Below are 24,238 nucleotides of genomic sequence, written 5' to 3'. Positions count from 1 at the left end.
ATGACGCAGTCCATCCCGGCCGCGCCCGGCACCGGACACATCCGGGCCGCGCGCGGCACCACGCGTACGGCGCGCAACTGGCCGCAGGAGGCCGCGCTGCGGATGCTGATGAACAACCTCGACCCGGAGGTCGCCGAGCGCCCCGACGACCTGGTCGTCTACGGCGGCACCGGGAAGGCCGCGCGGGACTGGCCGTCCTACCACGCCCTGGTGCGTACGCTGACCGACCTGCGCGACGACGAGACGATGCTGGTGCAGTCGGGTCGGCCCGTCGGGGTGCTGCGGACCCACGAGTGGGCGCCCCGGGTGCTGCTGGCCAACTCCAACCTGGTCGGTGACTGGGCGACCTGGCCGGAGTTCCGCCGCCTGGAACAGCTCGGTCTGACCATGTACGGCCAGATGACCGCCGGCTCGTGGATCTACATCGGCACCCAGGGCATCCTCCAGGGCACCTACGAGACCTTCGCGGCCGTCGCCGAGAAGCGGTTCGGCGGCACCCTCGCCGGCACGCTGACGCTCACCGGCGGGTGCGGTGGGATGGGTGGCGCCCAGCCGCTGGCGGTCACCATGAACGGCGGCGTCTGCCTGATCGTGGACGTCGACCGCACCCGGCTCGAACGGCGGGTGCACGACCGCTACCTGGACGAGATCGGCGACGACCTGGACGACGCGGTCGCGCGGGTCCTGGCGGCGAAGCGGGACCGGCGGGCGCTCAGCGTCGGCGTCGTCGGCAACGCCGCCACGGTCTTCCCCGAGCTGCTGCGCCGGGGTGTGCCGATCGACGTGGTCACCGACCAGACCAGCGCCCACGATCCGCTGTCGTACCTGCCGGAGGGGGTGGAGCCGGCTGACGCCCGGGACTACGCGACGGCCAAGCCCGCCGAGTTCACCGACCGGGCGCGGGCGTCGATGGCGAAGCACGTCGAGGCGATGGTGGGCTTCCTCGACGCCGGTGCGGAGGTCTTCGACTACGGCAACTCGATCCGGGGCGAGGCACAGCTCGGCGGGTACCCGCGCGCCTTCGACTTCCCCGGCTTCGTGCCGGCGTACATCCGGCCGTTGTTCTGCGAGGGCAAGGGGCCGTTCCGGTGGGCGGCGCTCTCCGGCGACCCGGCCGACATCGCGGCCACCGACCGGGCGATCCTGGAGCTGTTCCCGGAGAACGAGCCGCTGGCCCGCTGGATCCGGATGGCCGGTGAGCGGGTCGCATTCCAGGGCCTGCCGGCGCGGATCTGCTGGCTCGGCTACGGCGAGCGGGACGTCGCGGGTGTGCGGTTCAACGAGATGGTCGCCGCCGGTGAACTGAGCGCCCCGGTGGTGATCGGGCGGGACCATCTGGACTGCGGCAGCGTGGCGAGCCCGTACCGGGAGACCGAGGCGATGGCCGACGGCTCCGACGCGATCGCCGACTGGCCGCTGCTGAACGCGCTGGTGAACACCGCCAGCGGGGCGTCCTGGGTGTCGATCCACCACGGGGGTGGGGTGGGCATCGGCCGGTCGCTGCACGCCGGGCAGGTGTGCGTGGCCGACGGCACCGCGCTGGCCGGGCAGAAGATCGAGCGGGTGCTCACCAACGATCCGGCGATGGGGGTGATCCGGCACGTCGACGCCGGCTACGACGCGGCCCGCGAGGTCGCCGCCCGCACCGGCGTCCGCGTGCCGATGTCCGAGTGAGGAGGGGTCCCTTGCTAACGCATACGGTAGAGGAAGGGTCCCTTCCTTTCAGGTTCAGGGAACTGTGGGACGAGATCGCGCCGGTGGGGCGGGACGCGGACAGCGGCGGCTACCTGCGCTACGCGCTCACCGCACCGGAGCTGCGCCTGCGGGCGTGGTTCCGGGAGCAGGCCGACGCCCGGGGCATGCCGGTGGCGCAGGACGGCAACGGCAACCTCTTCGCCTGGTGGGGTGACCCGGACGCCGGTGGCGCGGTGCTGACCGGCAGCCACTTCGACTCGGTGCCGCACGGCGGGGCGTACGACGGGCCGCTCGGCATCGTCAGCGCCTGGCTCGCCGTGGACGAACTGCGAGCGGCCGGTGTCACTCCGGCCCGGCCCCTGGTCGTCGCCGCCTTCGTCGAGGAGGAGGGCGCCCGCTTCGGCGTACCCTGCCTGGGTTCGCGGCTGCTCACCGGCCAGATCAGTCCCGATCGGGCGGGCGCGTTGCGGGACGCGGCCGGGGTCAGCTTCGCCGAGGCGCTGGGACACCCGCCGGCGGGGGCCGATCCGGCGTTGCTGGGCCGCTTCGCGGCCTTCGTGGAGCTGCACGTCGAGCAGGGCCGCGCGCTGGTCGACCGGGACGCACCGGTGGCGGTGGCCAGCGCCATCTGGCCGCACGGCCGCTGGCGCTTCGACGTCACGGGCGAGGGCAACCACGCCGGTACGACCCGGATGGCCGACCGCCGCGATCCCATGTTGACGTACGCGTTCACGGTGCTCGCGGCGAACAAGGAGGCCCGGCTGCGCGACGCGCACGCCACCGTGGGTCGGGTGACCGTGGAGCCGAACGCCACCAACGCGATCCCGTCCCGGGTGACCGGCTGGCTGGACGCGCGGGCCGCCGAGCCGGAGGCCCTCACCGGGCTGGTCGAGGCGGTACGCGCCAAGGCCACCGAACGGGCCCGACGCGACGGAACCGAGGTGACCCTGACCGAGGAGTCGGCGACGCCGCTGGTCTGCTTCGACGGCGGGTTGGCCGACCGGCTGGCCGGGCTGCTGGCCGCGCCGGTGCTGCCGACCGGGGCCGGACACGACGCGGGGGTGCTGGCGGCACACGTACCGACGGCGATGCTCTTCGTCCGCAACCCGAGCGGTGTGTCGCACTCCCCCGCCGAGTCGGCCACCGACGCGGACTGCGCGGCCGGGGTGACCGCCCTGACCGAGGTGCTGGCGGAGCTGACGCGGGCGGTCCGGCGCGACGCGGAGCGTGCCGGATGACCGCCACCCGCTGGCTCGCCGAGTACGCGTGGCTGCCCGCACACGCCGCGCCGACCCCGGACGTGCTGATCGAGACGGTCAACGGCCGGATCACCGGCGTGACGCCGCTGACTCCCGGCGGCGACCCGGACGCGGGCGTGGACGTGCTCGCCGACGCGGTGCGGCTGCCCGGGTTGACGCTGCCCGGGTTGGCCGACGCCCACTCGCACGCGTTCCACCGGGCGCTGCGCGGGCGCACCCACGGCGGGCGCGGCGACTTCTGGAGCTGGCGCGACCAGATGTACGCGGTGACCGGTCGCCTGGACCCGGACACGTACCTGGCGCTGGCCCGCGCGGTGTACGCCGAGATGGCGCTGGCCGGGATCACCTGTGTGGGCGAGTTCCACTACCTGCACCACGGTCCGGGCGGCGCCCCGTACGCGGACCCGAACGCGATGGGCGCGGCGCTGGTCGAGGCGGCGGCACAGGCCGGGATCCGGCTGACGCTGCTGGACACCTGCTATCTGACCGCCGGGGTGGACGGTGCGCCGTTGGTCGGGCCGCAGGAGCGCTTCGGCGACGGTGACGCGCAGCGGTGGGCGGAACGGGTCACCGCGTTCACCACGGACCGGGAGCGCGCCCGAGTCGGCGCGGCCGTGCACTCGGTCCGGGCCGTCCCGGCCGACCAGCTCGCCACCGTGGCCGGGTGGGCGCGACGACGTGACGCACCGCTGCACGTGCACCTGTCGGAGCAGCCCGCCGAGAACGACGCCTGCCGGGCGGTGCACGGGCTGACGCCGACCGGGTTGCTGGCCGAGCACGGTGTGCTGGGACCGGCCACCACGGCGGTGCACGCCACCCACCCCACCAGCGCCGACGTGACCCTGCTCGGGGAGAGCCGGACCGGGGTGTGTCTCTGCCCGACCACCGAACGCGACCTCGCCGACGGCCTCGGACCGGCCCGCCGGATGGCCGACGCGGGGATCCCGTTGAGCCTGGGCAGCGACAGTCACGCCGTGATCGACCCGTTCGAGGAGGCCCGCGCGATGGAACTCGACGAGCGGCTGCGGACCCGTCGGCGCGGCCACTTCGCCCCGGCCGAGCTGCTCACCGCCGCCACCGAGGCCGGGCACGCCGCGCTGGGCTGGACCGACGCCGGTCGGCTCGCCGTCGGTGACCGCGCCGACCTGGTGACGGTGCGGCTGGACAGCGTACGCACGGCCGGGGTGGTCCCGGCGGGTGTGTGGTTCGCGGCCGGCGCCGCCGACGTGACCCAGGTGGTGGTCGACGGCCGGGTGCTGGTCCGCGACGGCCGGCACGTCCGGGTCGACGTCCCCCGCGAGCTGGCCACGGCCATCGCCGAGGTGACCGGTGCCCAGTGAGCCGAAGGTGCGCGCGGGCAGCCTGCTGGTGGACAACATCGGCGAGCTGGTCACCAACGAGGCCGGCGCGGGCGAGGGCGGGCCGTTGGGCCTCCGTCGGCGGGCCGCCCTGCTGGTCGAGGCGGGCGAGGTGGTCTGGGTCGGTCCGGCCGCCGACGCGCCGGCTGCGGACCGGCGGATCGACGCCGACGGCGCGGCGGTGCTGCCCGGGTTCGTGGACAGTCACGCGCACCTGGTCTTCGCCGGGGACCGGGCGACGGAGTTCGCGGCCCGGATGGCCGGGCAGCCGTACACCGGTGGTGGCATCCGGACCACCGTGGGCGCCACCCGGTCGGCCACCGACGGGCAGCTCCGCGCCACCGTGCGCCGACTGCACGACGAGGCGTTGCGGCAGGGCACCACCACGATCGAGATCAAGAGTGGGTACGGCCTCACCGTCGCCGACGAGGCCCGCTCGGTGCGGATCGCCGCCGAGGTGACCGAGGAGACCACGTTCCTCGGCGCGCACGTGGTGCCGACCGAGTACGCCGACCGGCCCGACGAGTACGTGGGGCTGGTCTGTGGGCCGATGTTGGCCGCCGCCGCGCCGTACGCCCGGTGGATCGACGTGTTCTGCGAGCGGGGCGCGTTCGACGCCGACCACGCGCGGGCGATCCTGACCTGCGGACAGGCGGCCGGTCTCGGCGTACGGGTGCACGCCAACCAACTCGGCCCCGGCCCGGGGGTACGCCTGGGGGTGGAACTCGGCGCGGCCAGTGTGGACCACTGCACGCACCTGGACGACGCCGACGTGGACGCGCTGGCAGCCAGCGAGGGCAGCACGGTCGCCACGCTGCTGCCGGGTGCCGAGTTCTCCACCCGGTCGCCGTATCCGGACGCGCGTCGGCTGCTCGACGCCGGGGTCACCGTCGCCCTCGCCACCGACTGCAACCCCGGTTCGTCGTACACGTCGTCGATGCCGTTCTGTGTCGCGTTGGCCGTCCGCGAAATGCGGATGACCCCGGCGGAGGCGGTGTGGGCCGCCACCGCAGGCGGCGCGCAGGCGTTGCGCCGCACCGACGTCGGCGTGCTGCGGCCCGGTGCACGGGCCGACCTGATGATCCTCGACGCCCCGTCCCACCTGCACCTGGCCTACCGGCCGGGAGTACCCCTCATCCGCCAGGTCCTGCGCAACGGAGTGCCACGATGACCGTCACCATCGAACCCACCGGGGTCTGTCCCGCCGACGTGCTCGCCGTGGCGCGCGGTGCCGCCACCGTCGTGCTCGACCCGGCCACGATCGCCGCGATGGCGACCAGCCGGTCCATCGTGGACGGCATCGAGGCCGCCGGTCGTCCGGTGTATGGCGTCTCCACCGGCTTCGGCGCGCTCGCCAACACGTTCGTCGCCCCCGAGCGACGTGCCGAACTCCAGCACGCGCTGATCCGCTCGCACGCGGCGGGCGTCGGCGCGGCGATGCCCCGCGAGGTGGTGCGGGCGATGATGCTGCTGCGGGTCCGTTCGCTGGCGCTGGGCCACTCCGGGGTACGGCCGCTGGTCGCCGAGGCCCTGGTCGACCTGCTCAACCACGACGTGACGCCGTGGGTGCCGGAGCACGGCTCGCTGGGTGCCTCCGGCGACCTGGCACCGCTGGCGCACTGCGCGCTGGTGCTGCTCGGCGAGGGTTGGGTGCTCGGCCCGGCCGGGGAGCGGCGGCCCGCCGCCGACGCGTTGCGGCAGGCCGGTCTCGCTCCGGTGGAGCTGGCCGCCAAGGAGGGACTGGCACTGATCAACGGCACCGACGGCATGCTCGGCATGCTGCTGCTGGCGATCCACGACGCCGCCCACCTGTTCACCATGGCCGACGTGACCGCCGCCCTGGCGATCGAGGCGATGCTCGGCTCCGAGCGGCCGTTCCGCCCGGAGCTGCACGCCATCCGCCCGCATCCCGGGCAGGGCGTCTCGGCGGCCAACATCCACCGCTTGTTGCAGAACTCGGCGGTGATGGACTCGCACCGCGACGACCTGGCCCACGCGGTGCAGGACGCCTACTCGATGCGGTGCGCGCCCCAGGTCGCCGGAGCGGCCCGGGACACGCTGGACTTCGTCCGGACGGTCGCTGGCCGGGAACTGGTGTCCGTGGTGGACAACCCGGTGGTGCTGCCGGACGGGCGGGTCGAGTCGACCGGGAACTTCCACGGCGCCCCGCTGGGCTTCGCGGCGGACTACCTGGCCATCGCCGCGTCCGAGGTGGGTGCGATCTCCGAACGTCGGGTCGACCGGCTGCTCGACGTGACCCGCTCGCGGGACCTGCCCGCCTTCCTCTCCCCCGACGCGGGGGTCAACTCCGGGCTGATGATCGCCCAGTACACCGCCGCCGGGATCGTGGCGGAGAACCGGCGGCTGGCCGCGCCCGCCTCGGTGGACTCGCTGCCCACCAGCGGCATGCAGGAGGACCACGTCTCGATGGGCTGGGCGGCGACCAAGAAGCTGCGGACGGTCCTGGACAACCTGACCAGCCTGCTCGCGGTGGAACTGCTCGCCGCCGTACGCGGACTCCAGCTCCGGGCCCCGCTGACGCCGTCCCCGGCCGGACAGGCGGCGATCGCCGCCCTCGGCGGAGTCGCCGGCCCACCCGGCCCGGACGTCTTCCTCGCCCCGCTGATGGAGGCGGCCCGGGACGTGGTGTCCGGCCCCGCGCTGCGCACCGCCATCGAGGCCGAGATCGGCCCCCTGACCTGACTGTGCGGCTGGCCCGCGCAGAGCCGGCCCTGGCCCGGACGGGCCGGGCGGCGACCTTGGTGGTGGGTCAGGGAGTTGCGGGGAGGACCTTCGCGATCAGGGCGGCCAGCTCGCGCAGGGCCTTGCCCCGGTGGCTGACCCCGTCCTTCTCCTGCGGGGTCAGCTCGGCGTTGGTGCGGTCCTGACCGTCACCCAGGAAGATCGGGTCATAGCCGAAACCGCCCTCACCACGCGGGGCACGCAGCACCCGACCCGCCTGACGGCCGTCCACGAGGTGCTCCTTGCCACCGGGCAGCACCAACGCGATCGTGCAGACGAAGGAGGCGCCCCGGTGCTCGTCCGGCACGTCGCCGATCTGGTCCAGGACGAGCTGGAGGTTGGCCTGGTCGTCACCGTGCCGCCCGGCCCAGCGGGCGCTGAACACGCCCGGCATGCCGTTGAGCGCGTCCACGGCCAGCCCGGAGTCGTCGGCGACGGTGGGCAGACCCGTACGCCGACAGCCCTCCCGCGCCTTGATCAGCGCGTTCTCGCCGAAGGTCAGCCCGGTCTCCGGCAGCTCCGGGTACGCCTCGACGTCGTCGAGCCCGATCAGGGCGACCCGGTGCGCGCCGAGCGCACCGTCGAGGATCCGCTGCAGCTCGACGAGCTTCTTGCGGTTCCGGGTGGCGAGCAGGACCTTGTTCACGGAGTCACCTTTCGTTCGCGACTGTGGGGCTCGCAAGCTCACTCCTCGCACTCACGGAGTCACCTTTCGTTCGCGACTGTGGGGCTCGCAAGCTCACGTTCGCTCGCGACGGCCCTCACAGGAGAGCCGCGCGCTGGGCTTCGGCCAGGTCCAGACAGCCGGCGACCGCCAGGTCGAGCAGCGCGTCCAGTTGCTCGCGGGCGAAGACGCCGGCCTCACCGGTGCCCTGCACCTCGACGAAGTCCCCGGTGCCGGTGCAGACCACGTTCATGTCGACCTCGGCGGCCACGTCCTCGTCATAGCACAGGTCCAGGCGCGGCTCACCGGACACCACACCGACACTGACCGCCGACACCGACCGGTGCATCACCTTCTCCGGCTTGCCGGCCAGGGCCTTGCGGTCGGCGAGCCAGCTCACCGCGTCGTGCAACGCCACGTACGCGCCGGTGATCGCGGCGGTCCGGGTGCCGCCGTCGGCCTGCAGGACGTCGCAGTCCAGCACGATCGAGTTCTCGCCGAGGGCCTTGAGGTCGATGCCCGCGCGCAGGCTCCGACCGATCAGCCGGGAGATCTCGTGGGTACGCCCACCGACCCGCCCCTTGACGCTCTCCCGGTCGGACCGGGTGTTCGTGGCACGGGGCAGCATCGCGTACTCGGCGGTGACCCAACCCAGCCCGGAGCCCCGGCGCCAGCGGGGCACGCCCTCGGTGACGCTCGCCGTGCAGAGCACCCGGGTCGCGCCGAACTCCACCAGCACGGAGCCTTCCGGGTGGCTGCTCCAGCCACGGGTCAGGGTCACCGGTCGGAGTCGGTCGGGCTCCCGCCCGTCAGGTCGCGCCATGCCTGCACCCTATGCGGTGCCACGATCGGACCGTCCCCGGGTGCCGTCGGGGCGACTCGGTCGTGCCGACCGACGACCAGGGTCACCAGGCCGACCCGCCTGTCGCTCGCCGAACGGTCGACACGGTGGACCCCGGCGGTACGCCGGCCGTCTCGACCATTTCCTCCCGCTGCTCCTGAAGCTGACGCGGTTGGTACCACCCCCGGTAGGCGAACACGCCGCAGCAGCAGAGCGCGAGCAGCAACGCGGCGACACCGATCAGGAGACCCACCACCAGGCCGGTGCGGGGCCGCTGACGCGGTGCCGGTGCCGGTGGGAACGGTCCGGGGCGTGGCGGAGGACCGTACGCTCCGGGGCCCGGCGGGGGTGCCCAGGCGCCCGGCGGGTGCGGCACGAACGCCGGAGGGTACGGCCCGGCGGGCGGCCGGCCCGGCGCGGGAGAAGCCGGCCGGTCGGCGGGACGCGGATCGGGTGGGCCGGCGGAGGGGTCGGTCACCGGGCGATCCTAGAGTCCGGTCGACGACCCCGCTGCCCGCTCCCGGCGCAGGCTCAGATGTCGTAGCTGGCGCCCGGTCGGACCACGTCCAGCGGGCCGCTGTACGCGGCCGCCGCCGAGGTGACGGTGTGCGCCTCGCTGCCCCAGGCGGCCACCAGGTGGGTCAGCAGCAGCCGTCCCACGTTGGCCTTGGCCGCCGCCTCGCCCGCCTCCCGGCCGGTGAGGTGCAGATCGGGTGGATTGTCCACGCCGTCCAGGTAGCTGGCCTCGCAGAGGAAGGCGTCGGCGTTCTGGGCCAACCGCAGCAACGCCTCGCAGGGGGCGGTGTCCGACGAGTAGCAGAGCGTCCGGCCGCCGTGCTCCAACCGCACACCGTACGTCTCCACCGGGTGCAGCACCCGGTCGACGGTGACGGTGAACGGGCCGATCGGGAAGGTGCCGGGTTCCAGCGCGTAGAACTGGTACACGTCCTCGACCGTGCTGTCCTCCTGCCCGTACGCGGTGGCGAGCCGGTCCGGGGCACCGGCCGGGGCGTACACCGGCAGCGGCGGGTACGGGCCGTCCGGGGCGTACCGCCGGACCACCACGTACGACGCGGCGTCGAGGATGTGGTCGCAGTGCAGGTGGGTCAGGAGGATGGCGTCCGGCGCGTGCAGCCCGGCGTACCGCTGGAGGGTGGACAACGAGCCCGGGCCGAAGTCCACCAGGAGCCGGAAGTCCTCGGCCTCGACCAGATAGGCCGAACACGGGGACTCGGGTCCGGGGAAGCTGCCCGCACAGCCCAGGACGGTCAGTCGCATCGAGTTGTCTCGCTGTCACGATAGGTAGCGATCGAGCCGGTCGCCGCTCCGGAGATGATCAATACCGACGCGTACGCCACGCTGCGCAGCCTACGCCCGCGCGCCTGAACGCAAGAATGATCCGCTGGAAGTTGTCACCAACGTGACACCCGTTCCGCCCATCCGATCGAGCCCGGGTTACCGGACCGGCTGATCTGGACCGTCCGACGCGACGAGGGCCACCGGCATCACGCCGATGACCCTCGTCGATGTCGCCGGGCTCAGGCCCAGAGCTGCCCCTCCAGGGCGTCCTCCGCGTCGGCGAGAGTGCCGCCGTACGCCCCGGTGCTGAGATACTTCCAGCCGCCGTCGCTGACCACGAACGCCACGTCGGCACGGCGGCCGTCCCGTACCGCCTCGTGCGCCACGGCCAGGGCGGCGTGCAGCACCGCCCCGGTGGAGAAGCCCACGAACAGACCCTCCACCTCCACCAACTGCCGGGTACGCAGTACCGCGTCCCGGGTGCCGACGGAGAACCGCCGGTTGAGCACGGTCGCGTCGTAGAGCTCCGGGACGTACCCCTCGTCGATGTTGCGTAGGCCGTAGACCAGCTCGCCGTAGCGCGGCTCGGCCGCGACGATCTGGATGCCCTCGACCTTCTCGCGCAGGTAGCGCCCGGTCCCCATCAACGTGCCGGTGGTGCCCAACCCAGCCACGAAGTGGGTGATCGTGGGCAGGTCGTGCAGCAGCTCGGGGCCGGTCGTCTCGAAGTGCGCCCGGGCGTTCGCCTCGTTGCCGTACTGGAACAGCATGACCCAGTCCGGATGCTCGGCGGCGATCTGCTTCGCGGTGGCCACCGCCTGGTTGGAGCCGCCCGCCGCCGGCGAGAAGATGATCTCCGCGCCGTACATCCGGAGCAGCTGCACCCGCTCGGTCGAGACGTTCTCCGGCATCACGCAGACCAGCCGGTAGCCGCGCAGCTTCGCCACCATGGCCAGCGAGATGCCGGTGTTGCCGCTGGTCGGCTCAAGGATCGTGTCGCCGGGCCGGAGTTTGCCGGACTCCTCGGCGGCCCGCACCATGAACATCGCGGCCCGGTCCTTGACGCTGCCGGTCGGGTTGCGGTCCTCGAGCTTCGCCCACAGCCGCACCGGCGGTGCCCCGTCGGGCACCGTCGGCGACAGTCGGGGCAGCCCCACCAGGGGCGTACCGCCGCAGGCGTCCAGCAGGCTGTCGTACCGCGTCATCGCGGTCGCCTCAGCTCGCGGCGACGGGCGCGCGAAGCCCGGCCACGGGCGCGCGGTGCTGGCTGGTCGCCGCAGCGGCCGCACTGTGCTGGCTGATCGCCGCAGCGGCCGCGAAGCCGAACGCGCCACCGGCCACGGCGGGCAGGATGGTGACGCTGTCGCCGTCGTTCAGCTTGGCGTCCAGCGCGCCCAGGAACCGGACGTCCTCGTCGTTGACGTAGACGTTGACGAAGCGGTGCAGCGCGCCGGCCTCGGTGACCAGCCGGCCCCGCAGCCCGGCGTGCCGGGAGTCCAGGTCGGTGAGCAGGTCGGCCAGCGTGTCACCGCTGCCCTCGACGACCTTCGCGCCGCCGGTGTAGCTGCGCAGGATGGTGGGGATGCGAACCTCGATGGCCATGTCTGTCGTACTCCTCGATCAGGTGTGCTCGGTGACGGGAAAGGGCGTGCGGGTGCTGAAGGGGATCAGCGACCCGAACACTCGTAGTCGACCGTCGCCGGGCTCTGCCCGAACATGTACGACTGCACGGCGTGCGGGTCCACCCCGGCGTCGAGGATCCGCACCGGCTCCTCGGTGACCACCCCGTCCACGATGCGGAAGGAACGGATCTCCTCCGTGTCGGGTTCGCGGGTGGAGACGAGCAGGTAGTGGGCGCCGGGCTCACCGGCGAAGGAGATGTCCGTCCGCGAGGGGTACGCCTCGGTGGCGGTGTGCGAGTGGTAGATCACGACCGGTTCCTCGTCGCGGTCGTCCATCTCGCGCCACACCCGCAGGTGCTCCATCGAGTCGAACTCGTAGAACGTCATCGAGCGGGCGGCGTTCTCCATCGGGATGTGCCGGGTCGGAGTGTCGCCGCCGATCGGGCCGGCGACCACGCCGCAGGCCTCGTCGGGGTGGTCCCGACGGGCGTGGGCGACGATCGCGTCAACGATCGACCGGTCGATGCTCAGCACGTCGCCAAGACTAGCGCCCGGCGGCCCACGACCGCGAGGTCGCGCCGGTCACAGTCACTCGATCAAGGCGTTGAGCAGGGACTCCTGGAGATAACCGAGATACGCGTAGACCGAAAGCTGGAACACCCGGCTGGAGGACGGGTCCTCGGCGACCGCATCGTCCAGTTCTGCCCCCAGATCGGTCCCGTCCTTGATCTCCAGCCGTACGCCCATCGCCAACCGGGCGTCGTTCAGCGCCCGCAGCCACGCCTCGGCCGCCTCGGCGTCCAGGCGTACCTCACCGCCGCCGTCACCGTCGTCGGGCAACGCGGCCAGGATCGCCCCGGCCTGATCGATCTTGGCGGTCTTGAGGTCGCCCTCGGTGTACCGGCGGAACTCCGCCGTCCCCGCCGCGTCCTCCGGATAGACCTCCGGGAAGAGTCGGCACACCACCGGATCGGAGTGGTCGAACCCGTCGGTCAGCAGCCCGACCACCTCGGAGGCGACCTTGCGCAGGACACGCACCTCGTCGACGGCGAACGAGGCGACGTACCGGTCACCCCGGCGGCGGAACATGCTCACGAGCGGTCCACCGTCGCCCACAGTCCGTACGCGTGCAGCTGCGAGGCGTCGTGCTCCATGCGCTCGCGGGCCCCGCTGGAGACCACCGCCTTGCCCTTGTGATGCACGTCCAGCATCAACTGCTCGGCCTTCTCCCGGCTGTAGCCGAAGAGCTTCTGGAAGACCCAGGTCACATATGTCATGAGGTTGACCGGGTCGTCCCACACGATCGTCACCCACGGCCGATCGGAGGCCGGCACCTCATCGGTGTCCGGGGTCTGCGCCGGTGCAACCTGCGGAGCCGCCATGCCCCCCATCGTGCCACCGGTTCGGCGGAACCGAGGAACCGGAACGCCGGACCGGCGGGGATCGCCACCGACCGCCGCCCGATGACCACGGCTGGTCGTCCTGAACGCACACGCGGGCACCCCGGTGGCCGGGCCGCCGGGGTACGCCGCGTGGCGGTCAGGCGAGCAGGATGCCGTGTTCGGCTGCATCGGACAGCACCGTGCCGAGCGAGAGACGGACCGCCTCGAACCGACGAGCGATCTCGCGGGACAACTCCAGCTCCACCTCCCGCAACGCCCGCTGGGACCAGGCCCGCGCGGCGCTCTGGTCGGCGTTGGCGGGCGTACGCCAGTGTTGCCAGCAGCCACCCGCAAGCGACACCGCGACCGGCGGCAGGACCTCGGTCCGCGGCACGGTGGGGTACGCCGCCAGCGCGTCGATCGCGGCGGGGCCGATCAGTGACGCCACGCCGGCGGTACTGGTGATCAAGAGCACCCGCTCCAGTTCCGGACCGGTGACGTGGTCGGACATTCCCCACCGGACCGCCTTGGCGATGCGACGACGGACCCCTTCCGGCAGTGGAGCGCCGAAGAGCCGGCCGCCGACGTCCTCGACCAGTTCCCGCACCGCGTGGTCGCACTGCGAGGTGGCCAGCAGGGAGAGCGCCTCCATCTCCCGGTCGAGCAACTGTGGCAGACCGGCGCAGCCGGTGCCGAAGACGATCTCCTGCACCACCCTCAGGTGCAGTTTGGCCAGTTCCAGCGCCAGATGCTGGCGGATGCGCCGACCGGCGGACCGCACCTGGCGGTCGAGCAGCTCGGACCACTCGCCCGGCTCCGGCAGCACCGGCACCCGGCCGTACAGCCCGGGCACGTCCGGCGGATCGAGGCTGGAGCGTTCCAGTCCCTCGTCGGAGGCCCACCCGACGAGCGCCCGCCGCAGGTCCAGTGCGTCGCCCGCGACGATCGGGAACCAGCGGGCCTTGGCCAGCCCGGGTACGGCGGCGAGCAACGCGGCCCGGTGCGCCTCGACGGTGACCGCGATCGGATCCACCGCCGTGCCGTCGGCCGACTCCGGCGACGCCCAGCCGCCCGCGCCCGGCGTCACCGCGAAGAAGACCTCGACCCGGCTCCCCACGACCTCGGCGAGCAGGTGCAGTTCGGCAGCGCTGAAGGACTGGTCCGCCGCGATCACGAACAGCAGTGCGCCGGCCCGGCCCGCGGCGTCGAGCACGACCCCGGTGCCGGTCCGTCCGAGCGAGGAGATGTCCGGCGTGTCGACGAGGACGTACCGCTTGAGCAGTGGCGCGGACAGGTTCAGCTCGACCCGGCGGGGCGGCCGGGCCAGCGCCGGTCCCACCTCCGGCAGGTCCACACGGTAGGAGAACGGCGCCCGGTAGCCGGGCACGTAGGCGGACCGGCTCGCCTCGGCCGCGTGCCGCACCACCAGCCAGCTTCCGGCCGGCACGGTGAACATCCCGGCGTCGAGGTCCAGCAGGGCGGCCAGCACGTTCGCCCGCCCGGCACCGGCCGGACCCACGGCGACCACCCCGAGGGGCTCACGCGGATCGACGGTCACGCCGAGCCGATCGGGGAACGGGCGGTGACCCGGCGGCCCGGTCGCATCGTCGGACGTACCGATGTCGTGGAGAGGGCCCGGCTTCATCAGGCGGCGGCCTCCGAGGCTGGGCGGTCGGCAGGGCCGGCCGCGGTGAGCATCCGGCGACGCACCCGGATTTCGGAAGAGTACGGGCGCGGGCGGCGGGAACGGGACAAACGAAAGTACTCTTGGGTAACTCCGCGACTACTCAACTTCACCCGCTCGGGCTACCGGCCGGGGCACAGTTCCATCGATATGCTGCGCGAATGAGTCGGTGGAAGTTCGTGGGCCGCACGGCGGAACTCGACCGTCTGCAGGCGGCGGTGACCGGCGCCCAGGGCCGGCGAGGCATATTCTTCGCCGGAAGCCCGGGTATCGGCAAGAGCCGTCTGCTCCGGGAAGGCGTCAACGCGCTGCCCGTCGAGGAGTACGCGGTCTGGTGGATCGCGGCCAGCGCCACCACCCAGGCGGTGCAGTTCGGCGGCCTGGTCCAGGTGCTTCCCGTCGAACAACCACAGGGGCTCTCCCCGGCCGGCATCCTGCGCTGGGCCGTGGACGTGTTGCAGCAGCAGGCCGCCGGCCGACGGATCGTGCTCGCCGTCGACGACGCCCACCTGCTCGACCCGCCGTCGGCCGCACTCGTGCACCTGGTCGCCCGGTCCGAGAACGCCTCCGTGGTGGGCACCCTGCGCGACGGCGAACAGATCCCGCTGCCGATCCGCGCACTGTGGACGGACGGACTGGTCGACCACGCCGAGGTGAGCCCACTGCCACCGGCCGAGACCGCCCGGTTGCTCCGGGAGATCCTCGGCTGCCAGGTCGACCACGCCTCGTCCGAGCGGCTCGGCCGACTCAGCTCCGGCAATCCGCTGCTGCTGCGCGAACTGGTGCACGCCGTCACCAACAGTGGCGAGTCCAGCAAGAAGTACGGCGTCTGGACCTGGACCGGCCGACTGGAGTTGGCACCCAACCTGACCGACCTGATCGACATCCGGATCAACCAGCTCACCCCGGGCGTCCGCACGGTCGTCGAGCTGGTCGCGTTCGGCGAGCCGCTGGGCCTGCGGCTGCTGTACCGCGCGGCGGAACAGGCCGATGTGGAGACCGCCGAGGAGCGTGGTCTGATCACGGTGGCCCCCTCCGACCGGCGGGTCGACGTCCGCCTGGCCCACCCGCTCTACGGCGAGGTGGTACGCCGGCAGTGCCCGGTCAGCCGGACCCGCCGGTTGCAGGCACACCTCGCCGAACTGCTGGAAGGGGTCGGCAAGCGACGCCGGGAGGACCTGTTGCGGGTCGCCGTGTGGCGCCTGGACTCCGGCACCGCGCAGGATCCGGCGATGCTGGTCGACGCGGCAGCTCAGGCGTTCGCGCGCTACGACGTACCGCTGGCGACCCGGCTGGCGCGGGCCGCGCTCGACGCCGACGGCGGGTTCGACGCGGCCGAGCTGCTGGCCACCATCCTGATGTTCGCCGACCGCCCGGCCGAGGCGCTCGGCGTGCTCGACGCCGTCGCCACCGACACCGGTGACGAGGAGCGACTCAGCCGGTGGCTCACGGTCCGCGGCATGGTCAGCTACTGGGGACTCAGTCAGCACTCGACGGTGGAGGAGATCGCCAAGCGGGGCGGCGACCTCAAGGACCACGCCGCCCAGGCCCGGGTACGCGCCTTCGAATCGATCATGCGGCTGCACCGGCTGGACGCGCCGACCGCGCTCCGGCTCGCCCAGAACGTGCTGGACCGTCCGGCCGCCAGCATCGCCGCGCGGGAGCTGGCCCGGTGCGCCATCGCCCACCTCCAGGCGGTGCAGGGGCAACTGTGCCGCAGCGCCACCGCCGTCGACCTCGTCCAGGCGAAGGTGGCCAGTTGGCGGGCGGACATGCCATACCTCCAACTCGCCGTGGAGTTGGCCCGGGGCACCCGGTTGGCCCTCTCCGGTGACCTGTCCGGCATCGACGCGCTGGTCGCCGACGAGTTCGCCGACCTGGCCGACGCGGGTGACTTCCGGCTGGGCAGCGGCTACCTGGCGATCCTGCGCGCGTACGCGGCCCGGCTGCGCGGACGCAGCGACGCGGCGTTGCAGGCCGCGCTCGGTGCCTGCGCGGTGCTGGCGACCAGTCGGGTGTACGCCGGTCTCGCCCAGGCCGAACGCGCACAGGCCGCCGCGTTGCGCGGCGACGCCCGGCAGGCCGCCGAGGCGATGGCCGAGGCGGACCGCATCCACGCGCCGAGCATGGCCGTGCTGTACCCGTGGCTGGAGCAGGCCCGGGCGGCCACGCTCGCGGCCGGTGGTGACCTGACCGGCGCGGCGGCCCACCTGCACGGGCTGGTCGACCGGCTGCGGGTGGACGGCTTCGCCGGGCACGAGACCCTGGTGCTGCACGATCTGGTACGCCTCGGCGAGGCCACCGCGCCGACCGGCCCGACCTGCTCCGACGGCAGCCGCCGCACGGTCGCCCAGCGGCTGGCCGAACTCTCGGAACAGGTCGACGGCACCCTGCCGCCGCTCCTGGCCCGGCACGCCCGCGCGGCGGCGGAGAGTTCGCCCGAGCAGCTGCTCGCCGCCGCCGACGGTTTCCTGGACCTGGGGCTGGCGCTGCCGGCCGCGGAGGCCGCCGCCGAGGCGGTGCACCTGCTGCGCCAGCGTCGCTCGCCGCAGCTCGCCAGCGCCGGTGAGCGGCTCGCGGTGATGCTCGGCTGCTGTGACATGGTGCACACTCCGGCGCTGCGCGCGGCCACCCCGACGCTCAGCGACCGGGAGTGGCAGGTGGCCCGGCTGGCGGCCTTCGGCGAGACCAGCCGCGCCATCGCTGAGCAGCTCTTTCTCTCCGCGCGGACGGTGGAGAACCACCTCCAGCGGATCTACACCAAGCTCGGGGTGACCGGACGCGTCGAACTGCGGGCGGCGCTGCGGACGATCCCGGGCCACGACGGCACGGCGACCGCCTGAACCCTAGGCTGGGGCTGTGCACAGCCTTCGTCCCGCCCTGCTGACGGACCACTACGAGCTGACCATGGTCAGCGCCGCCCTTCGCGACGGCACGGCGGATCGCCGCTGCGTCTTCGAGGTGTTCAGCCGGCGGCTGCCGATCGGCCGCCGCTACGGCGTGGTCGCCGGCACCACCCGGCTGGTGGAGATGCTCCGCGAGTTCCGCTTCGACCCGGCCGACCTGGACTTCCTGCGCCGCACCGGTGTGGTCGACGAGCAGGGTGCCGCGTGGCTCGCCGACTACCGGTTCACCGGCGACATCGACGGCTACCCCGAGGGCGACCTCTTCTTCCCCGGCTCCCCCATCCTCACCGTCACCGGTGGTTTCGCCGAGTGCGTTGTGCTGGAGACGCTGGTGCTGTCGGTGCTCAACCACGACTGCGCGGTGGCCGCCGCCGCAGCCCGGATGGTGACCGCCGCCCGGGGCCGGGCCCTGATCGAGATGGGTTCCCGGCGGGCACACGAGGAGGCCGCCGTCGCGGCGGCCCGTGCCGCATACCTCGCCGGGTTCCGGTACACCTCCAACCTCGCCGCCGGCCAGCGGTACGGCATCCCCACCGCCGGCACCGCCGCGCACGCGTTCACCCTGCTGCACGACGACGAGCGGGCCGCCTTCGCCTCGCAGGTCGCCACGTTGGGCAAGGAGACCACGCTGCTGGTCGACACGTACGACATCAGCCAGGGGATCCGTAACGCGATCGAGGTGGCCGGGCCGGAGCTGCGGGCGGTCCGGATCGACTCCGGCGACCTGACGGTGATCGCCCAGCAGTCCCGGGAACTGCTGGACTCGCTCGGCGCCACCGAGACGAAGATCATCGTCTCCGGCGACCTCGACGAGTACGCCATCGCCTCACTCGCCGCCGAGCCGGTGGACATGTACGGCGCCGGCACCGCCGTGGTCACCGGCTCCGGCGCGCCCACCGCCGGCCTGGTCTACAAGCTGGTCGAGGTCGAGGGGCGGCCGGTCGTCAAGCGCTCCGAGCACAAGGCCACCATCGGCGGGCGCAAGGTCGCGGTCCGCCGACACAAGCCCACCGGCACCGCCACCGAGGAGATCATCGTCTCGCAGGGCGTGCCGGACCGCCGTTCCCACGACCGACTGCTGCAACGGTCGTACGTCGCCGACGGCGAGCCGGTGGAACTGCCGACGCTGGACGAGTCGCGCGAACACCTGCGCCAGTGCCTGATCTCCATCCCGTGGGAGGGCCTCAAGCTCTCCGCGGGCGACCCGGCCATCCCGGTCACCGTCGTACCCGCCGGATGACCGCCCTACCCGCCGAGTGAAAGGAGCGCGTCGGTGAGCAACGCGCTGATCATCGTCGACGTGCAGAAGGACTTCTGCGAGGGCGGCTCGCTGGCCGTCGCGGGCGGAGCCGGCGTCGCCGCCGGGATCTCCCGGCTGCTGGCCGGCGAGCCGGAGCGCTGGGACCACGTGGTGGCGACGAAGGACTACCACGTGGACCCGGGCAACCACTTCGCCGACGCACCGGACTACGTCAGCACCTGGCCCCGGCACTGCGTGGTCGGCACGACGGGCTCCGAGTTCCACCCGGAGCTGGCCACCGACCGGATCGAGGCCGTCTTCCACAAGGGCGAGTACGCCGCCGCGTACTCCGGCTTCGAAGGGCAGACCCCCGACGGCGCGGGACTGGCCGACTGGCTGCGCCGACACGGGGTGGACCGGGTCGACGTGGTCGGCATCGCCACCGACCACTGCGTCCGCGCGACCGCCCTGGACGCCGCCCGCGAGGGCTTCGCCACCACCGTGCTGCTGGACCTGACCGCCGCCGTCGCACCCGACACCACCGACGTCGCGCTGCGCGCCTTCGAGGGTGCCGGGATCACCGTGCACGGCGCCCCTGTGATCAGGGACGCATGATCGGCTAATTGGCTGGCGTCGGCACCACCCTCCGTCGAAGATGTCCGGCGGAGGTACGGACCGACGTGAACATGAAGCCTTACCGGGAGGCGCTCGCCCTACCCGGTCTCCGGTCGTTGCTGCTGGTGGCGGTACTAGCGCGCATCCCACTGACGGCGACCGGGGTCACGTTGACCTTCTATGTCGTGCAGGACCTCGGGCGCGGCTACGGCGCCGCCGGACTGGCCGGTGCCGCGATCACCGTCGGTGCCGCCGTCGGCGCCCCGCTGCTCGGCCGGCTGGTGGACCGCCATGGGCTGCGTCCCGTCCTGGTCCTCACCACCGTCGCCGAAGCCGTCTTCTGGTCCACCGCGCCACAGCTCTCGTACCCGCTGCTGCTGCCGGCCGCCTTCCTGGCCGGCCTGCTCGCGCTGCCCATCTTCTCGGTGATCCGGCAGTCCGTCGCCGCGCTGGTGCCACCGGAGAAACGCCGCCCCGCGTACGCGCTCGACTCGATGTCCGTCGAGCTGTCCTTCATGATCGGGCCGGCGCTCGCCACGGTCGGCGTGACCACCGTCTCCGCGCGCCTCACGCTCTACCTGGTCGGCGCCGGAATCGTCACCGCCGGAATCGCGCTGTGGATGCTCAACCCGCCGGTCCGCAGCGCCGGTGAGGCAGCCGCCGGCCCGCAGCCGAGGATCGCCCGACGCCAGTGGCTCACCTCCCGACTGATCGCCGTCTTCGCCGTCAGCACCGCGGCGACCCTCGTACTCGGTGGCACCGACGTGGCGGTCATCGCGGTCCTACGCGAGAACGGCGACGCCGGGTTCACCGGCGTGGTCCTCGCCGTCTGGGCGGTGGCGTCGCTGGCCGGCGGTTTCGCGTACGGCGCCGCCCGCCGCTCCTCCTCCACCGTGGCGCTGATGGGCGCGTTGAGCCTGTGCACCATCCCCGTCGGGTTGGGTGGCTCACACTGGTGGCTGCTCTGCCTGGCCCTGATCCCGGCCGGAGCCCTCTGCGCGCCCACCATCGCCGCCACCTCCGACGCGGTGAGCCGTCTCGCCCCCGCCGGCGTACGCGGCGAGGCCATGGGCCTGCACGGCTCGGCCGTCACCGTCGGCATCGCCGTCGGCGCCCCCCTGTCCGGAGCGGTAATCGACGCCTCCACCCCGCTGTGGGGCTTCGCCGTCACCGGCGCGATCGGCGCCCTGGTGGCCCTCGCGGTCCTCCCGATCGAGCTACGCCACCGCCGCGCCGACCGCACCACCCTCGACACCCCGCCACCCACCGTCCCCGCCGACGCCACGCCCATCCCCTTGGTCCGATCGGGCCCGGAGCACGAACCCACACCGGCCCTCTCCACGACCACCTCCTGACACGGCCGCCGCGTCAAACCCGCACCCGCCTCCCTGGCCGTCGCCCTGGCCCGCTGCCGACGGCCGTGGCCGAGGCAGCAACTTCAGGGACGTTGCTGCCTCGTCTCGCTCTGAGACAGCAACAACCATGACGTTGCTGCCTCACCGCAGCGGGGCACAGCAGCGCCGATCAGGTTTCCGGTGGTCGACCCGACGTACGGCCCCTGGGTGGAAAGGGCGACGGGCGCCTCCCCGGGTGGGGGTGGCGCCCGTCGTGGGTGCGTGCGGTGGTGTCAGCGGCGATCGATGTCGCTGGAGGTGTCCTCCTGGTAGCTGGCACCGCCGTCGGACTCGCTGGTGAGCGGCTTGGAGCCACCCTCGGGCGGGCCGGCCAGGCTCTGCCCGGCGGCAAGCTCGGGGAACTTGGCGTCGAAGGCGGGGCGCTCGGAGCGGATGCGGGGCATCCGGTCGAAGTTGCGCAGCGGCGGCGGGGAGGTGGTCGCCCACTCCAGCGAGTTGCCGTGGCCCCACGGGTCGTCGACCTCGACCACCGGACCGGCCTTGTACGCCTTCCAGCAGTTGTAGATGAACGGCAGCGTGGAGATACCGGTGATGAACGCGCCGATCGTGGAGATCATGTTCAGCGTGGTGAAGCCGTCGATGGCCTGGTAGTCGGCGTACCGCCGGGGCATGCCCTCGTTGCCGAGCCAGTGCTGCACCAGGAACGTGGTGTGGAAACCGATCATGGTCAGCCAGAAGTGAATCTTGCCGAGCCGCTCGTCCAGCATCCGGCCGAACATCTTCGGGAACCAGAAGTAGATGCCGGCGAACACCGCGAACACGATCGTGCCGAAGAGCACGTAGTGGAAGTGCGCCACCACGAAGTACGAGTCGTGCATGTGGAAGTCGAGCGGCGGGGCGGCCAGCAGCACGCCGGTCAGGCCACCGAAGAGGAAGGTGACCAGGAAGCCGACGGACCAGAGCATCGGCGTCTCGAAGCTGATCTGGCCGCGCCACATGGTGCCGATCCAGTTGAAGAACTTCATACCGGTCGGCACGGCGATCAGGTAGCTCAGGAAGCTGAAGAACGGCAGCAGCACCTGGCCGGTGGCGAACATGTGGTGTGCCCACACGCTCATCGACAGGCCGGCGATGGCGATGGTGGCGGCGACCAGACCCTTGTAGCCGAAGATCGGCTTGCGGGAGAAGACCGGGATGATCTCGCTGATGATGCCGAAGAACGGCAGCGCGATGATGTAGACCTCGGGGTGCCCGAAGAACCAGAACAGGTGCTGCCACAGCATCGGGCCGCCGGTGTCCGGGCTGTAGACGTGGGCACCGAGGAGCCGGTCGGCGGCGAGCGCGAACAGCGCGGCGGCCAGCAGCGGGAAGACCAGGATCACCAGGAGGCTGGTGACCAGCATGTTCCAGGTGAAGATCGGCATCCGGAACATGGTCATGCCGGGCGCGCGCAGGGTCAGGATCGTGGTGATCAGGTTGACCGCGCCGAGGATGGTGCCCAGACCGGAGATGGCCAGACCGACCACCCACATGTTCGCGCCGACGCCGGGAGAGTGCTCCACGGTGCTCAGCGGGGTGTACGCCGTCCAGCCGAAGTCCGCCGCGCCGCCCGGGGTCAGGAAGCCGGCGGTGGCCATGGTGCCACCGAACAGGTACAGCCAGTAGGCGAAGCTGTTCAGTCGCGGGAAGGAGACGTCCGGCGCGCCGATCTGGATCGGCACGATGTAGTTACCGAAGGCGAACACGATCGGCGTCGCGAAGAACAGCAACATGATCGTGCCGTGCATCGTGAACAGCTGGTTGTACTGCTCGGGCGAGAGGAACTGCAGCCCGGGCCGGGCCAGCTCGGCCCGCATGATCAGGGCCATCAGGCCACCGATCATGAAGAACACGAACGCGGTGACCATGTACATGATCCCGATTTGCTTCGCGTCCGTGGACCGCAACAGCCGCGCGATGGCCGACCCCTTGACCGGCTCCCGGACCGGCCAGGGCCGGGTCACGACCGGCTTGGGTGCGACGGTGGTCACGAGTGGCCTCCGGTTCTGGGTTGTCCCGCTCGGCACGCGTGTCTCTGCGGGCCGTCATCCGCAAGGAGGATAGTCCCCGGCAGGTGAGAGCGCCGCGTGGGGTCACCGGGCGTGGATCACAGCGGGCCGAGGAGCAACCGGTAATGCTCGCCGAAGATGCGGTCGCCGCGTCCGCGCAACAACGGGTCGCGGAGCGCCGGCGGCACGTCGCGGGTGCGGTTGCGGTCCCGGGTCCGGTCCCGCACCCATCGGGTACGCGGTCGGCGGCGGCTCTCGTACGCGGTCAGCGCCGCCTCGACGCTGCCGGCGGCGGCCAGCGACTCGGCGAGCACCACCGCGTCCTCCAGAGCCATCGCGGCACCCTGGGAGAGCGTCGGCGCGGTGGCGTGGGCGGCGTCACCGACCAGCAGCACCCGGCCCCGGTGCCAGCGACCGAGTTCGACCTCGTCGGTGACGCTGGCGTGCACCGTCCCGAGCGCGTCGAGCACTTCGGGCACCGGGCCGCCGTACTCGCCGAACAGCTCCCGCAGCCGGGCCCTCGGGTCGGCCGGCGACGCGGTGCCGGCCTCGTCCGCGTAGCAGTGCAGCCGACCGGCACCGATCGGCACCACCAGGATCCCGCTGCGTTGACCGAGCAGCGCGGTCCAGTCCCGGACGGTCGGCCCGTCGCGGACGACACTGCGGTAGACCACCTGACCGGCGGGGCGGGGCGGTCCACCGAGCGCGGCCAGCGCCCGGATCGAGGAGCGCGGACCGTCGGCACCGATGACCAGGTCGTACTCGGTCTGGGTGCCGTCGACGAAGGTGACGCCGACGGTGTTGGCCAGCAGGTCGATGGTGCGGACCTCGGCGCCGTGCCGGACCGCGCCGCCGGCCCCGCTGAGCAGGACCCGGTGCAGGTCGGCGCGGGGCAAGGCGCGGCATTCGCCGACGCCGGCCCAGAGTGTGTCGAGGTCGACCTCGCACAGCGGTACGCCGTCCGCGTCCAGGAAGCGCTGGCGGTGGATGACCTGCCCGTAGGGGCGTACCGGGTCGTCCAGGTCGAGTCGGCGCAGCGCGCGGGCGGCGTTGCCCGGCAGGTAGAGGCCGGCGTCGGCGAGTTCGCCCGGGGGCGCCTTGTCGGTCACGTCCGGCCGGAAACCCGCCAGGCGCAGCGCCCGGGCCACGGCCAGACCGGCGATGCCCGCGCCGACGACGAGAATGCGCAGGGGGGAGCTACGCATGGGGTTGTACGCCTCCGGAGTGGTCGGCACGCGTTGGAGGCAAGACACTACTCGGCGCAATCGGTGCACGCCAGAGGCAACCAGCCCACGACGGACATCCCTCGGCGCGGCGATCCCTCCCGTCGGCGCCGCCCAGCGCCCGGCCGGGGGCCTTGCGCCGACCGGTCGGCGCGTACGTGACACACCTCATAATTCCCCTCAATAACCCCGGTCGGTTGCGCCCGTTGTTTCAAGTATGTAAATGTGACGATGAGCACATGGGAGCGCTCCCGGAGCCACCCACCCCCGGCGGCGAGCACCTCCCTCCGCTCCACTCGCACACC

Annotated in this window: 21 protein-coding genes; 9 read left to right on the top strand and 12 right to left on the bottom strand. The window is 72.6% G+C overall.

Features of this window, described 5'->3' with window-relative positions; genetic code table 11:
- The 5 genes from hutU to hutH are packed head-to-tail and all read left to right on the top strand — an operon-like array spanning position 1 to position 7,015.
- Entirely contained in the window at positions 1 to 1,674 is a 1,674-nt protein-coding gene (gene hutU, locus ABZ738_RS12695; RefSeq protein ID WP_131052680.1) for a urocanate hydratase, read from the top strand.
- An 11-nt stretch (positions 1,675 to 1,685) separates the two neighbouring features.
- Entirely contained in the window at positions 1,686 to 2,933 is a 1,248-nt protein-coding gene (locus tag ABZ738_RS12690) for an allantoate amidohydrolase (RefSeq protein WP_357212825.1), read from the top strand.
- On the top strand, positions 2,930 to 4,294 hold the full coding sequence (locus ABZ738_RS12685; protein ID WP_357212822.1) for a formimidoylglutamate deiminase: 1,365 nt from the start codon (positions 2,930 to 2,932) through the stop codon (positions 4,292 to 4,294). Before ABZ738_RS12690 ends, ABZ738_RS12685 begins: the two co-directional genes overlap by 4 nt.
- 7 nt (positions 4,295 to 4,301) lie before the next feature.
- Positions 4,302 to 5,483 (top strand): imidazolonepropionase, encoded by a 1,182-nt coding sequence (hutI, locus tag ABZ738_RS12680; protein WP_357213297.1) that lies wholly within the window; start codon positions 4,302 to 4,304, stop codon positions 5,481 to 5,483.
- Entirely contained in the window at positions 5,480 to 7,015 is a 1,536-nt protein-coding gene (hutH, locus tag ABZ738_RS12675) for a histidine ammonia-lyase (protein ID WP_131056646.1), read from the top strand. Before hutI ends, hutH begins: the two co-directional genes overlap by 4 nt.
- A 67-nt stretch (positions 7,016 to 7,082) precedes the next feature.
- Here the strand turns inward: hutH and rdgB are convergent, their stop codons facing one another.
- From rdgB to ABZ738_RS12625, 10 genes are all read right to left on the bottom strand, one after another.
- Positions 7,083 to 7,700, bottom strand: coding sequence for an RdgB/HAM1 family non-canonical purine NTP pyrophosphatase (gene rdgB / locus ABZ738_RS12670; RefSeq protein WP_131056644.1), 618 nt, complete (start codon positions 7,698 to 7,700; stop codon positions 7,083 to 7,085).
- 115 nt (positions 7,701 to 7,815) lie between these two features.
- Positions 7,816 to 8,541, bottom strand: a complete 726-nt coding sequence (rph, locus tag ABZ738_RS12665) for a ribonuclease PH (protein ID WP_176092854.1) — start codon at positions 8,539 to 8,541, stop codon at positions 7,816 to 7,818.
- Positions 8,542 to 8,623: 82 nt separating this feature from the next.
- On the bottom strand, positions 8,624 to 9,037 hold the full coding sequence (locus ABZ738_RS12660) for a hypothetical protein (RefSeq protein WP_357212818.1): 414 nt from the start codon (positions 9,035 to 9,037) through the stop codon (positions 8,624 to 8,626).
- Between the two features lie 53 nt (positions 9,038 to 9,090).
- On the bottom strand, positions 9,091 to 9,837 hold the full coding sequence (locus ABZ738_RS12655; protein WP_131052087.1) for an MBL fold metallo-hydrolase: 747 nt from the start codon (positions 9,835 to 9,837) through the stop codon (positions 9,091 to 9,093).
- 260 nt (positions 9,838 to 10,097) lie between these two features.
- Entirely contained in the window at positions 10,098 to 11,063 is a 966-nt protein-coding gene (locus tag ABZ738_RS12650; RefSeq protein ID WP_131052086.1) for a pyridoxal-phosphate dependent enzyme, read from the bottom strand.
- A gap of 10 nt (positions 11,064 to 11,073) precedes the next feature.
- Complete coding sequence (locus tag ABZ738_RS12645; protein ID WP_357212813.1) at positions 11,074 to 11,460, bottom strand: MoaD/ThiS family protein; 387 nt, start codon at positions 11,458 to 11,460, stop codon at positions 11,074 to 11,076.
- Positions 11,461 to 11,525: 65 nt separating this feature from the next.
- On the bottom strand, positions 11,526 to 12,014 hold the full coding sequence (locus tag ABZ738_RS12640) for a M67 family metallopeptidase (RefSeq protein WP_131052084.1): 489 nt from the start codon (positions 12,012 to 12,014) through the stop codon (positions 11,526 to 11,528).
- Positions 12,015 to 12,068: 54 nt separating this feature from the next.
- Entirely contained in the window at positions 12,069 to 12,569 is a 501-nt protein-coding gene (locus ABZ738_RS12635; protein WP_176095674.1) for a DUF2017 domain-containing protein, read from the bottom strand.
- A 2-nt stretch (positions 12,570 to 12,571) separates the two neighbouring features.
- A complete protein-coding gene (gene clpS, locus ABZ738_RS12630; RefSeq protein ID WP_131052082.1) occupies positions 12,572 to 12,862 on the bottom strand; it encodes an ATP-dependent Clp protease adapter ClpS in 291 nt (96 codons plus the stop codon).
- 157 nt (positions 12,863 to 13,019) lie between these two features.
- Positions 13,020 to 14,420 (bottom strand): hypothetical protein, encoded by a 1,401-nt coding sequence (locus ABZ738_RS12625; protein ID WP_236145622.1) that lies wholly within the window; start codon positions 14,418 to 14,420, stop codon positions 13,020 to 13,022.
- A gap of 287 nt (positions 14,421 to 14,707) precedes the next feature.
- Here ABZ738_RS12625 and ABZ738_RS12620 point away from each other — a divergent pair, with 287 nt between their 5' ends.
- From ABZ738_RS12620 to ABZ738_RS12605, 4 genes are all read left to right on the top strand, one after another.
- Positions 14,708 to 17,389: a LuxR family transcriptional regulator gene (locus ABZ738_RS12620; RefSeq protein ID WP_131052080.1), complete on the top strand. Its 2,682-nt coding sequence runs from the start codon at positions 14,708 to 14,710 to the stop codon at positions 17,387 to 17,389.
- Between the two features lie 16 nt (positions 17,390 to 17,405).
- Positions 17,406 to 18,692, top strand: a complete 1,287-nt coding sequence (locus ABZ738_RS12615; RefSeq protein WP_131052079.1) for a nicotinate phosphoribosyltransferase — start codon at positions 17,406 to 17,408, stop codon at positions 18,690 to 18,692.
- Positions 18,693 to 18,725: 33 nt separating this feature from the next.
- Complete coding sequence (locus ABZ738_RS12610) at positions 18,726 to 19,307, top strand: isochorismatase family protein (RefSeq protein ID WP_131052078.1); 582 nt, start codon at positions 18,726 to 18,728, stop codon at positions 19,305 to 19,307.
- A 71-nt stretch (positions 19,308 to 19,378) separates the two neighbouring features.
- Complete coding sequence (locus tag ABZ738_RS12605; RefSeq protein ID WP_357213294.1) at positions 19,379 to 20,662, top strand: MFS transporter; 1,284 nt, start codon at positions 19,379 to 19,381, stop codon at positions 20,660 to 20,662.
- A 272-nt stretch (positions 20,663 to 20,934) separates the two neighbouring features.
- Here the strand turns inward: ABZ738_RS12605 and ctaD are convergent, their stop codons facing one another.
- Both ctaD and ABZ738_RS12595 read right to left on the bottom strand, forming a co-directional pair.
- Entirely contained in the window at positions 20,935 to 22,692 is a 1,758-nt protein-coding gene (gene ctaD / locus ABZ738_RS12600) for a cytochrome c oxidase subunit I (protein ID WP_131052077.1), read from the bottom strand.
- 116 nt (positions 22,693 to 22,808) lie between these two features.
- Positions 22,809 to 23,915, bottom strand: coding sequence for an FAD-dependent monooxygenase (locus tag ABZ738_RS12595; protein WP_131052076.1), 1,107 nt, complete (start codon positions 23,913 to 23,915; stop codon positions 22,809 to 22,811).
- Between the last annotated feature and the right edge of the window lie 323 nt (positions 23,916 to 24,238).

Source organism: Micromonospora sp. NPDC047793 (assembly GCF_040642635.1).
Taxonomy (GTDB): domain Bacteria; phylum Actinomycetota; class Actinomycetes; order Mycobacteriales; family Micromonosporaceae; genus Micromonospora.
The sequence above is the reverse complement of the archived record's forward strand: the minus strand, read 5'-3'. Positions and strand labels throughout refer to the sequence as shown.